This window comes from Micromonospora haikouensis, from assembly GCF_900091595.1.
GTDB classification, from domain to species: Bacteria; Actinomycetota; Actinomycetes; order Mycobacteriales; family Micromonosporaceae; genus Micromonospora; species Micromonospora haikouensis.
Genome location: NZ_FMCW01000016.1, coordinates 26,832 through 41,571, shown reverse-complemented (window position 1 = coordinate 41,571; position 14,740 = coordinate 26,832). Strand labels below are relative to the sequence as shown.

The following is a 14,740-nucleotide window of genomic DNA, read 5'->3' as shown; positions in this document are numbered from 1 at the left end:
GCACGATTTCCCGCGCTCGCCAGCCTCATGGATACTATCTCCCTCAGAATGGATACGATCTACAGGCTGACGACGACGGCCTTCGACTCCAGATAGCCGTGCAACGCCTCGTCGCCGAGATCGCGGCCGACGCCCGACTCCTTGCGCCCACCGAAGGAGAGCGCGGGGTCGAACACGTTGTAGCTGTTGACCCACACCGTGCCCACCTCCAGCTGGGCCGCGACGCGGTGCGCCCGGCTCAGGTCGGTGGTCCAGACGCCGGCGGCGAGGCCGTACGTCGAGTCGTTGGCGATCCGCACCGCCTCGGCCTCGTCGTCGAAGGCCAGCACGCCGACCACCGGCCCGAAGATCTCCTCCCGGGCGATGACCATGTCGTTGGTGACCCCCGCGAAGACGGTGGGTGGCACGTAGAAGCCGGGGCCGGCCGGGGTCGCGCCGCCGACGAGCAGCTCGGCCCCCTCGGCGCGCCCCTGCGCGACGTAGCCGAGGACCCGCTCGCGCTGCTCCGCCGAGACCAGCGGCCCCACCGAGACGCCCCCGGCCAGCCCGTCGCCGACCGGCACCCGCGCCGCCGCCTCGGCGAGCCGCCCGGTGAACTCGGCGAGGACCGCGCGGTGCACCAGCAGCCGGCTGCCGGCCGTGCACATCTGCCCGGAGTGCCCGAACGAGGCGCGGATCGCGGTGGTGACGGCGGCGTCCAGGTCGGCGTCGGCGAAGACGATGTTGGCGCTCTTGCCGCCCAGTTCGAGGGTGACCCGCGCCAACCGCCGGGTGGCCGCGGCGCCGACCAGCCGGCCGACCTCCGTGCTCCCGGTGAAGGAGACCTTGGCGACGCCGGGGTGGTCGACCAGGGCCGCGCCGACCCGGCCGTCGCCGGTCAGCACGTTGAGCACCCCGGCAGGCACGCCGGCGGCGGTGATCAGGTCGGCGAGGCGCAGCATCGTCAGCGGCGTCTGCTCGGCCGGCTTGACGACCACCGAACAGCCGGCGGCCAGCGCCGGAGCGATCTTGAAGGCGCCGGTCATGATCGGGAAATTCCACGGCAGGATCAGCGCGGCCACCCCCACCGGCTCCAGCGTGGTGTAGACGTGGTGCGCGCCGGGATCGATCGGGACGGTGCTGCCCAGCAGCCGGCTCGGCGCGCCGGCGAAGTGCCGGAAGGTGCGCGCGGCGGTGGCCACGTCGGCCCGGGACCGCTCGATCGGCTTGCCGTTGTCGCGGGTCTCCAGGATCGCGAGCTGCTCCAGCTCCGCCTCGATCAGGTCGGCGACCCGGTGCAGGATCCGGGTCCGCTCCAGCGGCGGCAGGCCCACCCAGCGCCGGTCGGCCAGGCTCCGCCGGGCCGCGCCCACGGCCGCGTCGACGTCGGCCGGGGTGGCCTGGACGGCCCGGGTGAGCACCTCCTCGGTGGCCGGGTCGACGACGTCGAACAGCTCACCGCCGGGGTGCCACGCCCCGTCGACGAACAGCGCCTGGGTGGGAGCGAGGGCGGGCAGCTCAGCGCGCATCGTGGGCCTCCTCGGCCGGGGTGGTGGTCGGAACAGCGATCGGGGACGGCCGGTCCAGCAGCCGGCGCGGCTCGTGGGTCACCATGGCCGCCAGCCGGTCCGGGGCGACGCCCCGGCGGACCAGCTCCGGCAGGACCCGGGTGGTGAGGTGGTCGTAGCCCTCACCGCCGTAGCGGCGCAGCTGGGCCTTGGTCCACACCGAGCCGCCGAGCACCCACCGGCCGTCGGGGCGCGCGGTGAGGAACGCCTCGAAGAAGTCCAGCCGCTGCCCGTCGGACGGGTTACGCATCCGCCCGACGTGCTGGCACTCGGTGCCGAAGCACATCTCCAGGGTCGCGCCGGTGTCGATCAGGTCGTGCCAGTAGGCGGCGTCGAGATACTCGTCGGCGTTGGTGAGCAGGATCCGGTCGGCCGGCAGCCCGGCGGCGGTCAGCTCGGCCACCACCTCGACGCCGGTGCGGCTGTCGCCGTCGAGCCGGACGCCGACGCTCGCCCCGGCACCGGCGGCGGCGACGGCCGCGGCCCGCAGCCGGGCCCGCTCGACGGCGGGGAACGCCGCGGTGGTGCCCATGATCCCGAGCAGGGCGGCCCGGTAGTCGGTGCCCGGCACCCGGTCGGTCAGCGCGCCGTGCAGGAGGCGGTGCACCCCGTCCTCGTCGAGGTCCCGCGCCCAGCCCGGCAGGGTCGGCGTCACGTACAGGCCGTACGCCACGGCGACGTGCACGCCCGCGGCCCGCGAGATCGCCGGCAGGGCCGGGTGGTCCGGCCCCAGCCCGATGCTGGTGTCCTCGACGACGAGGTCGACACCGCCGGCGGCGTGCCGCAGCTCCGCGACGGCGAGCCGCGGGTCGTCCAGCCGCAGGTTGTCGGCCAGGGCCAGGGCGTTCCACCGGAGGAAGCCCAGGTTGGCCGTCGTCACCCGCGCGTCGGCGGGGGTCGGCTCCGCGCCGGGACGGCTCAGGGCGCTGGCGTCGCTGAGCAGGTGCTGGTGCATGTTGACCCGGCCGACACCGGCCGCCGCGACGGGCCCGAGGACGGTCTCGATCATCGCCGCCGCCCCGGCCTGCCCGCCGCCATCACGCGGCCAGCTTGAGCTGCTCACCCACGGCGGCCGGGTGGATCACGTGCACGCGGTCCGGGTCAGCGCATCCCAGCGTCACCTCGCTGCCGGGCAGCAGCGCGCCGGCGTCGGTGTGCGGCGGCAGCGAGCAGACCACGCTGCGCCCGGCCGGGGTGGTGACCTCCAGCCGGAAGCGGCTGCCCTGGAAGCTGAGCAGGCGGACCACGCCGCGCACGTGCCAGCGGTCGCCGAGCTGGCCGGCGTCGAGCACGACCAGGTCCTCCGGGCGGACCACCGCCGTGCCGGTCGCCGGTGCGCCCGAGTCGACCGGCAGCGGCCCGTGTCGGTCGGCCGGGAAGAGGTTGGCCTCGCCGAGGAAGCTCGCGACGTACTCGTCGACCGGCCGGCGGTAGAGGTTCTCCGGCGAGTCGACCTGCACGAGCTGCCCCTCGTGCATGATCGCCACCAGGTCCGACATCGTCATCGCCTCGGCCTGGTCGTGGGTGACCGCGACGGTGGTGATGCCGACCTGCTGCTGGATCCGCTTGATCTCGACCTGCATCCGCTCGCGCAGCTGCTTGTCCAGGGCGGCCATCGGCTCGTCGAGCAGGAGGATGGCCGGGTCCGAGGCGAGCGCGCGGGCCAGCGCCACCCGCTGCCGTTGGCCGCCGGAGAGCGACGCCGGGGCGCGGTCGATCATGCCGCCGAGGTCGACCAGGTCCAGCATCTCCTGGACCACGCGCCGCCGCTCGGCGGCCGGCCGGCGGGCCGCCCGCAGCGGGAAGGCGACGTTCTCCCCCACGCTCATGTGCGGGAACAGGGCGTACGACTGGAAGACGACCCCGACCCGGCGCTTGCGCGGCGGCCGGCGCTCGACGTTGGCCCCGTCGAACAGCACGTGCCCGGAGTCGAGCTGCTGCAGCCCGGCGATGACGTTGAGCAGCGTGGTCTTGCCGCTGCCGCTGGCACCGAGCAGCGTCACGAACGTGCCCGGCTCGGCGTCGAGGCTCACCCCCCGCAGGACCTCGAACTGGCCGAGGGTGACGTGGACATCCTTGATCGACAGCGCGATGCTCATGCGGTCGCGGCCTTTCGGGAGAGACGCCGGGCGCGGGCCGCCCGGCGGTTGGAGAACAGGCTGTAGCCGCCGAGCAGCGCGACGGCGAGCATCGAGACCAGCGTCGAGGCGGCGGTGAGCTGCGGCGACAGCTCCTCCTGCGACGCGGTGAGCATCTGCAACGGGAGGGTCTTGACGCCGATCGGGGTCAGGAAGACCGAGAGGACGACCTCGTCGAAGATCACGGCGAAGGCGAAGACCGCGCCGGCGAGCATGTGGCCCACGATCATCGGCAGGTCGACCCGCCAGATAACCATCGGCCAGGCGGCCCCGAGCGTGCTGGCCACCGGCCGCAGCGCGGGGTCGGCCTGGCTCAGGCCGGAGGAGACCATCACGAAGACGTACGGCACGGCGAGCAGCGCCTCGCCGAGGACCAGCAGGGCGAGGTTGTCCTGCAGGGCCTCGGCCCGGAGGCTGACCGAGTAGAGGCCGACGGCGTACGCCACGGGCGGGATGGCCATCGGCACGATGAAGAGCGTGCGGACCCAGCTGCGCGCCGTCCGCGAGCGCAGCCGGGTCAGCGCCAGCGCGCCGAGGGTGCCCAGCGCCACCGAGATGACGGTGCCCAGCCCGGCCACCCGCAGCGACACCTTGAACGCGTCCATCCACTCCCAGTCGTTGAGCACCCCGGAGTAGGACTGCAGCGAGAAGCCGTCCGGCGGGAAGATGATGTACGACGTCTCGGTCCAGCTGGTCGCCACGACGACCAGGAACGGGACGTAGAACAGCAGGCTGGTCACCAGCGCGACGACCAGGATGGGCAGCCGGTACCAGCCGAGGCTGCGGCGCAGCGGGGAGTCGGTCATGTCAGCCCCACCTCTCGCTGACCTTGAACAGCCGGTCGGCGACCAGGTAGATGGCCACCGTGCCGCCGACCAGCAGCAGGCTCATCGCCGCGCCGACGTCGGCGCGGTTGGCGGTGTTGAGCTGGCCGTTGATGATGCCGGACATGGTCATGTTGGCGGGCCCGCCGAGCAGCAGCGGGGTCACGTAGAAGCCCAGGCTCATCACGAACACCAGGACGCCGCCGCTGATCATGGCCTGGCGGATCGCCGGCAGCACGACCGCGCCGAGGGTGAGCAGCGGCCCCGCGCCGAAGACGGTGGCGGCCTTGAGCTGCTCGCGGTCGAAGCCGATGACGGACGCCAGCACCGGCAGCACGGCGAACGGCAGCATCACGGCGATCATCGCCGGGTACATCGCCGCGGTGCTCTGGTAGAAGTCGATCGGCTCGCTGCGCAGATGCAGCAGCTCCAGCACCCAGAAGAGCGCGCCGGTCGGGAGTTCGAGGAGCATCCAGCCGATCGTGCGCACCATGACCGACGTCCAGAGGGAGATCAGCAGGCCGCCCATGAGCAGCGCCTTGACCCACACCGGCCCGACCGCGATGGCGAACGCGTAGCAGGTGCCGACGACGACCGTCGCCACGGTCACCACCGCCGCGAGCAGCAGGGTGCGCCACACGGAGTCGACGAAGACCTCCATCCGCAGGGACTCGGCGAAGGCGTTGCCCTCGCCGGAGAGCGCCTGCTGGACCAGCGCGACGACGGGCCCGGCGACGGTGAGGAGGAAGAACACCAGTGGCGGCCACAGCAGCCAGCGCCGCTCGGCGGCGGCGCCGTCCGCCATGGGCCTGCGCCGTCGGGTGGTGGCCGGCGCGGCGAGAGCCTGTTCCATGGTCATCTTGGCGCGCTCCGCTTCGCTGCCTGCGCTGCCCCGACGTACGCTGCGAGCTGGGGTTGCGGCCGATGAGTCATCCGGTTTCCCTTCCACCGAAACGAACTGCATTGGATCCACGGTATTGCTTTATGGATCCCGTAGCGTCCCACGTGTGTTGCCGATGTGTAAACAACCGCGACCCGTCCCGTCGACGGCAGGTGGCGGGCCCCGGCGCTCATGCCGGCGCCCGGTGGACCGTCCGGCCGCCGACCACCGTGCGCAGCACCCGCAGGGTCGGCAGCTCGTCGGGCGGCACGCCCAACGGGTCCCGGTCAAAGGCGACCCAGTCGGCCAGCCGGCCGGGCGCGAGGCGGCCCCGCCGGTCGCCGTCGAAGGCCGCCACGGCGGCCGTCGCGGTGTACGCGGCCAGCGCCTCCGCCACGGTGATCGCCTCCTGCGGGGCGAGCGGCTCCGCCCGGCCCCGGACCCGCCGGGTGACCGCCGACCAGATCAGCTCGCGGGGGTCGAACGGGAAGAACGGGCCGTCGGAGCCGAGCACCACCGGGACCCCCGCGTCGAGCCAGGACCGCAGCGGGTTCATCCGTTCCGCCCCCGCGCCGAGCTGCGCGACGAGGCCGGCGGCGTTGCGCAGCGGGATCGACGGCTGGGCGGCCAGGACGACGCCGAGGCGGGCGGCGAGGGCCATCGACTCCGGCTCGACCTCCAGGTAGCCGTGGATCACCTGCCACTGCCGGCCGGCGATGGGGTGCTTGCGGTCGGCCTCGGCGAAGCAGTCGAGCACCGCGGCGATCGCGGCGCCGCCGACCGCGTGCACCCCGACCGACCAGCCCTCGGTGGCGCAGAAGTCCACCAGCCGCTGGAACTGCGCGGTGGGCAGGCGCTGCCGCCCGGTGGAGCCGCTGTGCGGCCACGGCGTGCGCCGCAGCGCCTCGCCCTTCATCGCCTCACCGTCGAAGTAGACCTTGATGCCGCCGACGCGCAGCAGGTCGTCGCCGTCGCCGGTGCGCAGGCCCAGGCCCCGCAGCCACCCGATCGCCCCGTCGACGTCCGGGTCGGCGAACCCGCCCACCTCGGGGTACGGCATGGCCACCACCCGCATGGTCAGCTCGCCCCGCCGCCGGCTCTCCTGGTAGCCGCGCAGCTCGTCCGGCGTCGCCGCGGGGTCGATGATCCCGGTGAAGCCGAGCTGGTGCATCAGCGGCTGCACCAGCCGCAGGGCGGCGGCCCGGTCAGCGGGGGTCGGTGGCTGCGGCCCCCACCCGGCCGCGAAGCCCTTCTCCCGCATGGTCGCGATCACCAGGTCGAGATCGTGGGTGGCGTCGCCGAGGTCATGAATGATCTTGAGGCCGCCGCGCTGCATGTGCAGGTGGGTGTCGATGAGGCCGGGGGTGATCGTCGCGCCGCCCAGCTCCTCGACGCCGACCCCGGCGGGGCAGGCGGCGAGCACCTCGGCCCGGGTGCCCACGGCGGCGATCCGGTCGCCGTCCACCGCCATCGCCTCGGCCAGCGGGCGCGCCGGGTCCATCGTGTGGATCCGCCCGGCGATCACGTACGGGGGTTCAACGCTCACCACGATCTCCTCACGGAGCTGCTCGAAGGGCGGTCAGGACACGTACGCCGCCGCCGGCTGGCGCGGGTCGGCCGCCGCCTCCAGGAAGCCGGTGCGGGCGTTGCGGTAGATCGCCTCCACGGCCGCCGCGTCCCGGGTGAACGGCGGCCAGGACCGCACGTCGTGCCCCCTGGCGCGCAGCGCCTCGAGGGTCCCGGCGGGGAACCGGTCCTCCAGGAACAGCCGGGACGGCAGGTAGTCGAAGGGGGCGAACGAGTTGGGGAAGCTCCAGGTGGAGAAGCGCGGCGCGTTCACGGCCTCCTGCAACGGCATCCCGAAGTGGAAGGCGTTGAGGAAGACCTGCACCATCGCCTGCACCTGCATGTCGCCGCCGGGGCAGCCGAACGGCATGACCGAACCGTCGTCGCGCACCACGATCGCCGGGTTCGGGGTGAGCCGGGGCCGCTTGCCCGGGGCGACGCCCGACGGGTGCGCCGGGTCGGGCCGCGACTGCATGCCGCGCAGCGACGGCACGAACCCGGTGCCGGGGATCACCGGCGAGGTGGAGGCGCCGTCCGACGGCGTCGCCGAGAACGCGTTGCCCCAGGCGTCGACCACGCAGACGTACGAGGTCGCGCCCTCGCCGACGACCGGCAGCTCGTCGTAGTCCTGGGGCTCGGGCAGCTGCTGCGGCGTGCCGAAGATCAGGTCGGGCAGGCCCGGGTGGGCCCGGTCGGCGTCGATGCCGGCCGCGCGGGCCGCCGCGTGTGCGGTCGACAGCAGCCGCTCGACGTCGACGTCGACGAACGCCGGGTCGCCGTAGAGGTGCTCGCGGTCGCTGAAGACGCCCTTGAGCGCCTCGACGACCAGGTGCACGTACCCGGGCGAGTTGTGCTCCAGGTCCTGCAGGCCGTACGCCTCGAGGATCTGCAGCGTCTGGGCCAGCGTGGGGCCCTGGCACCAGGCGCCGCAGGTCAGCACGTCGAAGTCGCGCCAGCGGGTGGTCAGGACCGGCTCGTAGCGGCAGCGGAAGTCGGCGAGGTCGCGCGCCGTGAGGTAGCCGCCGTTCTCCCGGTGGTACGCGACCATCCGCTCGGCCAGCTCGCCCTCGTAGAAGACCGCCCGGGCGGCCTCCAGGCCCGCCAACCGGCCGCCGGTGGTGGCCGCCTCGGCATCGGCCATGAGCTGGATGCTGCGGGCGAGATCGGTCTGGACGAACCGCTCGCCGACCCGGGGCGGCCGGCCCTCGGGCAGGTAGATGGCCTCGTTCGCCGGCCAGTTGCGGTAGCCGCGCTGCCGCGCGGTGATCCCCTCGACCAGCAGCGGGAAGGCCGCGAAACCGTCGCGGGCGAGCCGGATGGCGGCCTCGGCGACCTGGCCGAAGCTCATCGTGCCGTAGTCGCGCAGCGCGGTGATCCAGGCGTCGGGGGCCGCCGGCACGACGGTGCGCAGCAGGCCGCGCGGGATCGCGCCGCCGTGCTCGCGCTGGAAGAGGTCGGCCGGTATGCCCGCGGGCCACACACCGAGGCCGTCGATGCTGACGGTCGTCCCGTCGGCCATCCGGATCATGATCGGGGCCACGCCCGCGAAGTTGACCTCGTCGGCGTGCAGGACGGCCAGCGCCATACCGGCGCAGCAGCCGGCGTCGACGGCGTTGCCGCCGGCGTCGAGGATCGCCAGGGCGGCGGAGCTGGCGAGGTAGTGCCCGGACGAGACGGCATGCCGGGTGCCCAGGACGGTCGGGTGGGGTACGTGCCAAGCCGGAGCGCTCTCGTGGCCCATCGGGCTCCTCTTCGTCAGCGGCGCCTGTGCCGTCTGGACAGGGCGGGTCGGCGGGACCCCGGCGGAGCCGGGACCGGCAGCGGAAGCCGGGGTGGCCTTCCGTGCCCGAGTGATGTATCCATGCTACATGACATTGGATCCAATGCGCGAGTGCCAATCGTGACCCCGTCCCAGGCCGCCCTCCTGCTGCTCGCCGGCCTGGCCGGCGGGATCGTCAACGCCGTCGCCGGTGGCGGGTCGCTGATCACCTTCCCCGCACTGCTGGGCATCGGCCTGCCGCCGGTGTCGGCGAACGTGACCAACGCCCTGTCCGTCGCGCCCGGCTACGGCGCCAGCGTCCTCGGCAGCCGCGCCGACCTGGCCGGGCAGGCCCAGCGGATCCGCCGCGCGGTGCCGACGGCGATCGTCGGCGCGCTCTGCGGCAGCGTGCTGCTGCTGGTCACGCCCCGCGCGGTGTTCGACGTCGTGGTGCCGTTCCTGGTGCTCGGCGCGACCGCGCTGCTGGCGTTCCAGACCCGGCTGCGCGCGATCGCCGGGCAGCCCCGGGCCCACTCCCCCCGCCGGGCCGGCGCGGCCCTGCACCTGGCCGTCTTCGGCTGCGGGCTGTACGGCGGCTACTTCAACGCAGCACTCGGCCTGCTGCTCATCGCCGGCCTGGCGCTCGTCCTCGACGAATCGCTGCGCCGGGTCAGCGCGCTGAAGAACGTCCTGTCGGCGACGGTGGGCGTGGTGACCATCCTGGTCTACGGCGTGTTCGGGCCGGTCAACTGGGCCGCCACCGGGGTGCTGGTGCCGGCGACCATGCTCGGCGGCTTCCTCGGCGCCCGGCTCGCCCGACGGCTGCCGCCCGGACTGCTGCGCGCGATCATCATCGCCTTCGGCGCGGTCGTCGGCGGCGTGCTGCTGGTCCGGGCGTTCTGACCCCGCGCGGCCGGGGCGGACGACCGCCGCCGGCCGCGCGCCCCACCCGGAGGGCGGGTCAGGAGTCGGCCGCGCGGCGGGTCTCGACGACGGTGAGGATCTCGAAGACGTTGCCGCCCGACAGGCTCAGCACACCCATGCTCGCCGAGGTGGCCCGCCCGACCCGGTCGCCGAAGACCTCCACGAAGAGGTCGCCCGCGCCGTTGGCGACCAGGTTGACGTCGCTGAACTCCGGGGTCGTCACGACCAGGCAGAGGGTACGCACGAAGGAGGTGACCTCGTCGAGGGAGCCGACCGCGAAGCGGATCAGCCCGAGCACGTTGACGGCGGTGTAGCGGGCCGCCTCGTAGCCCTGCTCCGGCGTGACGGTCGCGCCGACCCGGCCCGGGAACACCTTGTTGCCCTGCCGGTCCTCCGGGGTCATGCCGCCGAGCGTGAGGATGCGCCCCGACCGGTGGAACGGCTTCATCGCGCCGTACCGCTCACCGTAGGGCGGGTCGGCGTAGTCGGGGATCACCAGGCCCAGCTCGGCCACGCGCTGCTCAGGGGTCGGGGTCGTCATGCCAGCCTCCTCCGGTTAAAGTGGATCCACTCTAACCATCTTCGGATACAAAGCGGGAGAATCTGTGGCCAGTGCGGAACAGAGAGTCCGGGACCTCGGCTTGGAGATCCCCGACTACGCCGACCCACCGTACGGTCGGCGCTACGGCCGGCTGAAGCCGTTCCACCGCATCGGCGACCTGCTCGAACTCAGCGGGCTCACGCCCGAGAACCGGGCCGGGGAACGGCTGCACCCCGGGGTGGTCGGGGTCGACGTCACGGTCGCGCAGGGCTACCAGGCGGCCCGGCTGACCGCGGTCCACACGCTCGGGATGATCCGGCTCGCGCTCGGCTCGCTCGACAACGTGGTGAGCCTGTCCCGCGCCCTGTGCTTCGTGGCCTGCCCACCCGGGTTCGAGCCGCTGCACGAGGTCTCCAACGGCGCGACCGACCTCTTCGTCGAGGTGTTCGGCGACGAGGTCGGCAGCGTGGGGCGGGCGTCGATCGGCGCGACCGCGCTGTCCCGGCGCAACTGCTTCGAGCTGTGGCTCAGCCTGGAGTGCGCGCCGGAACCGACGGCGTCATGACGTCGCCCCGCGACGTCACCCGGACCGTACCCTTCTGGCTCCTCTTCGCCGCCTCGACCCTGGGCGCGATGACCAACTCCGCCAGCACCCCGATCATCCCCGGCTACGTCGAACGCGTGCTCGGCGGCGACGCGTCCCTGTCCGGCGTGCTCATCTCGCTCAGCGCGGTCGCCTCGATGGCCGCCATGCCCGTGGCCGGGATGCTCGGCGACCGACGCGGCTACCGGACGGTGGCGTTGGCCGGCGGCGGCACGGCGGCACTCGGGATGCTCCTGCTGGCGGCGGTGCCCTCCCTGTGGGGCGCCGGCCCGGCCCGGCTGCTGTTCGGCCTCGGCAACGCCGCCGCGATGACGCTCGTCATGGCCTGGCTGGTCGCGCTGGCGCCCACCGGGCAACGCGGCCGGGCGTTGAGCGTCTTCGGGCTGAGCGTGTGGCTCGGGCTCGCCGTCGGCCCGCAGGTCGGCGTGGCCGTGAACCAGGCGGTCGGGCCCGCCGGCGTGTTCGCGCTGTGCGCCGTCCTGGAGGTGGCCACCGTCGTACTCGTCGCCTGGCTGCCCCGGCCGGCGCGGCCACCGGCGGCCCCCCACAGCCGGGGCGCGGGCGCGGTCCGGGGCTCCTTCCGCGCGGTCTGGGTGCCGGGCGTCGTCGCCGCCGCGGCCTGGTGCGGCGAGGGGCTGATGCTCGGCTTCCTCCTCGTCCACCTCCAGGCCCGGGGCGTGCGGGCCGGCGGCGTCACGGGCGCGGCCTCCGTGTTCGCGGTCTTCTCGATCAGCGTGATCGGGGCGCGGATCGCCCTGGCGGGCCTGCCGGACCGGATCGGCCCGGTCCGCGCGACCGCGGTCTCGCTGTGCGCGCTCGCGGCCGGCCTGGTCACCATGGGCCTGGCGCCGAACTTCTGGGTGGCCGCGGCGGCCCAGGTCCTGATCGGCATCGGATTCTCGCCGCTGTACCCGTCGCTGACGATGCTCGCCGCCCGGGGCCTGGACGGCGCGAACCAGGCCCTCGGCCTCGGCCTGTTCTCCAGCTTCACCGGCCTCGGCAACGCCAGCGGCGCGCTCGTCGGCGGGCTCGTCATCGCCGCCGCCTCGACGGGCTGGGCGTTCCTCCTCGTCGCGGCGCTGCAGGTGGCGGCGCTGGTCGTCGTCGCGGCCTTCGCCCGCGAAACCCCGCCCGACCGGCCCGGCGCGGCACCTGGCCGGCCCGGCGCGGCACCCGACCCGGCCGACGGGGTGCCCGGGCCGGCCGCCGGCTGACGACGCGGCCCGGGCCCCGCCCGGCAGTGGTCAGGGGCGGTCGAGCAGGCGGCGGGGGTTGCCGACGAGGATCGTGTCGACGACGGTGGGGTCGCCCCCGGCGAGGTCGGCGATCGCCGGGCCGATCCGGCGGAAGAGATGGTCGTAGCCGTTGCCGCCGTTGCGGCGGAGGTTCGCCTGCGTCCAGACGTCCGCGCCGACCACGAGCTGCCCGCCGAACCCCTCGCTCAACAGCCACCCGACCATGTCGAGCCGCTCCGCGTCGGTGGGATTGCGCAGGGCCGGCGTGCCGTAGTAGAAGTCCGAGCCGAACGTGTCGTAGGCGAGCACGGCGCCCGCCTGGGCGATCTCGCGGTGGTAGCCGCGGTCCCACCGCTCGTCGAGGTGGCCGATGACCACGCGGTCCGCCGGCATCCCCTCCTCCAGCAGCGCCGCCAGCACCGGTACGCCGCCCGCGCCCCGGAAGGACAGGTGCATGTAGACGGCCGCGCCGGTGCGGGCGCCGGCCCGGCCGGCGGCGCGCACCATCCGCCACTCGGCGTCGGTGATCGGCCAGCTCGTGCCGATCTCGCCGAGCAGGGCGGGCCTGATGCCGGTGTCGCCGATGCCGTCGGTCAGCTGCGCCACGAGCAGCTCGGTGAGCTCGTCGACGCCCGCCGCCCGCACGTGCGCCGGCATCGTCTCCTCCACGTAGAAGCCCGAGCCGACGCAGACGTGCACCCCGGCGCGGCGCGCGATCTCCGGCAGGTCCCCGACGCGCCGGCCCATCCCCTCCAGGGTGAGCTCCACGACGGCTGACCCGCCGGCCGCCCGCACGTGGGCGAGCTCCTCGGCGGCGACGTCGGGGTCGTGCAGGATCAGGTTCTCCTCCAGCGACAGCGCGTTCCATCGCAGGTACGACGCGAGCTGCGGGCCCATCGGCACGCCCACGGGCGGCAGCTCCCGGGGCGGCTTCGACCAGATGCGCAGATCGCTCAGCAGGTGCTCGTGCATGGACGTCGGCCCGAGCTGCTCCGGCGCGATCGGCCCGAGGACGGTGTGGATCGGCATGGTGCTCCTTCTGGTCGGACTCGGACGGTGGCTCGGACCACGAGCCAGACGGTGGCTCGGACTGCGACCCGGACTCGGGCAGGGCTCAGGCTCGGTGGTGGGGGCCCGGGGCCCGGACCACCACGGCCGCGCCGTCGGCGCGGGGGTCGCTGGCGGCCTGCAACGCCGCGCCGTCGCGCCCGGCGCGCCTGCGCACGACCTGGACGTGGCCGGCGGCGTCGGCCCGGCCCGGGAACCAGGCGACGGGCAGGCCGGCGGCCCGCGCCGCGTCGACCGCCCGGTCGTCCACGCCCGGCTCGGCCACCAGGGTCAGGTCGGCGTGGCCCAGGTCGACGTCGCCGACCACCCAGCGCGGCCGGGCCAGCACCTCGTCGAGCGGGCGGGCCAGGTCCGTCGTCGCGGGGACCAGCTGGGCCAGGATCCACGGCTGGGCGCGGCCGCCCTGGCAGCCCGCGACGACCGTGGCCTCGGCGGAGTGGACGATGACCGGGCAGAGCGTGTGCGGGGGCCGGGCCCCGGGCACGAGCCGCGCCGGTGACGCGGGGTCGAGGCTGAACGCCGCGCCCCGGTTGTGCAGCACGACGCCGGTCTCCGGTTCGAGCAGGCCCGCGCCGAAGGTCTGGTAGACGCTCTGCACGAGCGAGACGCTCCAGCCGAGGTCGTCGCTGGCCACCACCGCGACCGTGTCACCGCGGGCGGGCGGCTCGGCCGGGCCGGCGGCGGCCGCAGGGGCGTCGAGCCGCAGCAGGGCCGCCAGGTCGGCCCCGCCCGTGCGGGGGTCGCCGAGGAACCCGGCCCGGGCGGCGACCCCGGCCAGGCTGGCGTCGAGCAGGCGCGCCGGGTCGGGTTCGCCGTCGCCGTCGGCCACCGCGCCCGCGACACCGAGCAGGACCGCCCCGACGGACGGGGGCGGCGCGACCGACCAGGTGCGGCCCGCGATCTCCCGGGTCACCGCCGGCCCCGTCTGCGGCCGGTAGCCGGCGAAGTCGGCGAGCGTATGGGCACCGCCCAGGGATCCCAGCAGCCGTACGATGGCCCGCGCCGTCTCCCCCTCGTACAGGTCACGCGGGTCGGCGGCGAGCCGGCGCAGCGTGGCCGCGAGCGCCGGCTGGCGCAGCGTCGCCCCCTGCCGCAGCGGACGCCCGTCGGGCGCGAACACCGACCTCAGCCCCGGGTCGGCCAGCACGGTGTCGCGGCGGCTGTCGAGGGCGCGTTCGAGCCCCGCGCTGACCCGGGTGCCGGCCTCGGCGACGGCCGCCGCCTCCCGCAGCGGCGTGGCGAGCGGGAGCAGCGCGCCGAGCCGGGCCAGCTCCCGCCAGCCCGCGACGACGCCGGGGACGGTGACGGAGTGCGCGCCCTGCCCCGGCATGGTCCGCCACCCCGCCGCCGGCCGGTCGATCCCGCGCGGCGCGGTGCCCGCCGCCACCACCGCCGTCGTCTCCCCCTCGGGCGAGCGGACCACCGCGATGAGGTCGCCGCCGAGGGCGCACTGGTGCGGGTAGACCACGGTGAGCGCGCAGGCGGCGGCGAGGGCCGCGTCGAGGGCGTTGCCGCCGGCGGCGACGGCGCGCTCGCTGGCGCGGACGGCCTCGTGGTGCGGGGCGGCGAGGGCGACGGTCATGACCCCGACCTGCGTCGCGCGGCGACGGTGGCAGCGTCGTGCGGTACGTCGTCGAGTCTGCTCACGCGGGCC

At 74.7% G+C, this 14,740-nt stretch carries 13 protein-coding genes; 3 read left to right on the top strand and 10 right to left on the bottom strand.

The window, feature by feature from the left end:
* Window positions 1–59: 59 nt before the first annotated feature.
* The 7 genes from GA0070558_RS17640 to GA0070558_RS17610 all read right to left on the bottom strand — a co-directional run bounded on the left by GA0070558_RS17640 (window position 60) and on the right by GA0070558_RS17610 (window position 8,696).
* On the bottom strand, window positions 60–1,508 hold the full coding sequence (locus GA0070558_RS17640) for an aldehyde dehydrogenase family protein (protein ID WP_091281333.1): 1,449 nt from the start codon (window positions 1,506–1,508) through the stop codon (window positions 60–62).
* Window positions 1,498–2,556, bottom strand: a complete 1,059-nt coding sequence (locus tag GA0070558_RS17635; protein WP_091281330.1) for a phosphotriesterase family protein — start codon at window positions 2,554–2,556, stop codon at window positions 1,498–1,500. The genes GA0070558_RS17640 and GA0070558_RS17635 overlap by 11 nt, the downstream gene beginning before the upstream one ends.
* Window positions 2,557–2,584: 28 nt before the next feature.
* Complete coding sequence (locus tag GA0070558_RS17630) at window positions 2,585–3,646, bottom strand: ABC transporter ATP-binding protein (RefSeq protein WP_091281326.1); 1,062 nt, start codon at window positions 3,644–3,646, stop codon at window positions 2,585–2,587.
* Window positions 3,643–4,491 (bottom strand): ABC transporter permease, encoded by an 849-nt coding sequence (locus GA0070558_RS17625; RefSeq protein ID WP_091281323.1) that lies wholly within the window; start codon window positions 4,489–4,491, stop codon window positions 3,643–3,645. The genes GA0070558_RS17630 and GA0070558_RS17625 overlap by 4 nt, the downstream gene beginning before the upstream one ends.
* A gap of 1 nt (window position 4,492) precedes the next feature.
* A complete protein-coding gene (locus GA0070558_RS17620; RefSeq protein WP_141722235.1) occupies window positions 4,493–5,368 on the bottom strand; it encodes an ABC transporter permease in 876 nt (291 codons plus the stop codon).
* 211 nt (window positions 5,369–5,579) lie between these two features.
* Entirely contained in the window at window positions 5,580–6,935 is a 1,356-nt protein-coding gene (locus GA0070558_RS17615; protein ID WP_141722234.1) for an amidohydrolase, read from the bottom strand.
* 33 nt (window positions 6,936–6,968) lie between these two features.
* Window positions 6,969–8,696 (bottom strand): gamma-glutamyltransferase family protein, encoded by a 1,728-nt coding sequence (locus GA0070558_RS17610; protein ID WP_091281314.1) that lies wholly within the window; start codon window positions 8,694–8,696, stop codon window positions 6,969–6,971.
* 159 nt (window positions 8,697–8,855) lie between these two features.
* Between GA0070558_RS17610 and GA0070558_RS17605 the strand changes: the two genes are divergently transcribed.
* The gene (locus tag GA0070558_RS17605) at window positions 8,856–9,617 is read left to right on the top strand and encodes a sulfite exporter TauE/SafE family protein (RefSeq protein ID WP_091281311.1); all 762 of its coding nucleotides are present in this window, start codon (window positions 8,856–8,858) and stop codon (window positions 9,615–9,617) included.
* 58 nt (window positions 9,618–9,675) lie between these two features.
* On the opposite strand, the gene GA0070558_RS17600 is transcribed toward GA0070558_RS17605, so the two are convergent.
* Entirely contained in the window at window positions 9,676–10,179 is a 504-nt protein-coding gene (locus tag GA0070558_RS17600) for a RidA family protein (RefSeq protein WP_091281308.1), read from the bottom strand.
* Window positions 10,180–10,243: 64 nt separating this feature from the next.
* Here GA0070558_RS17600 and GA0070558_RS17595 point away from each other — a divergent pair, with 64 nt between their 5' ends.
* Window positions 10,244–10,744 (top strand): RidA family protein, encoded by a 501-nt coding sequence (locus GA0070558_RS17595; RefSeq protein WP_091281305.1) that lies wholly within the window; start codon window positions 10,244–10,246, stop codon window positions 10,742–10,744.
* Window positions 10,741–11,997: an MFS transporter gene (locus GA0070558_RS17590; RefSeq protein ID WP_141722233.1), complete on the top strand. Its 1,257-nt coding sequence runs from the start codon at window positions 10,741–10,743 to the stop codon at window positions 11,995–11,997. The genes GA0070558_RS17595 and GA0070558_RS17590 overlap by 4 nt, the downstream gene beginning before the upstream one ends.
* A gap of 30 nt (window positions 11,998–12,027) precedes the next feature.
* On the opposite strand, the gene GA0070558_RS17585 is transcribed toward GA0070558_RS17590, so the two are convergent.
* Complete coding sequence (locus tag GA0070558_RS17585) at window positions 12,028–13,047, bottom strand: phosphotriesterase family protein (RefSeq protein ID WP_091281299.1); 1,020 nt, start codon at window positions 13,045–13,047, stop codon at window positions 12,028–12,030.
* 85 nt (window positions 13,048–13,132) lie between these two features.
* A complete protein-coding gene (locus GA0070558_RS17580) occupies window positions 13,133–14,668 on the bottom strand; it encodes a gamma-glutamyltransferase (RefSeq protein ID WP_091281297.1) in 1,536 nt (511 codons plus the stop codon).
* Between the last annotated feature and the right edge of the window lie 72 nt (window positions 14,669–14,740).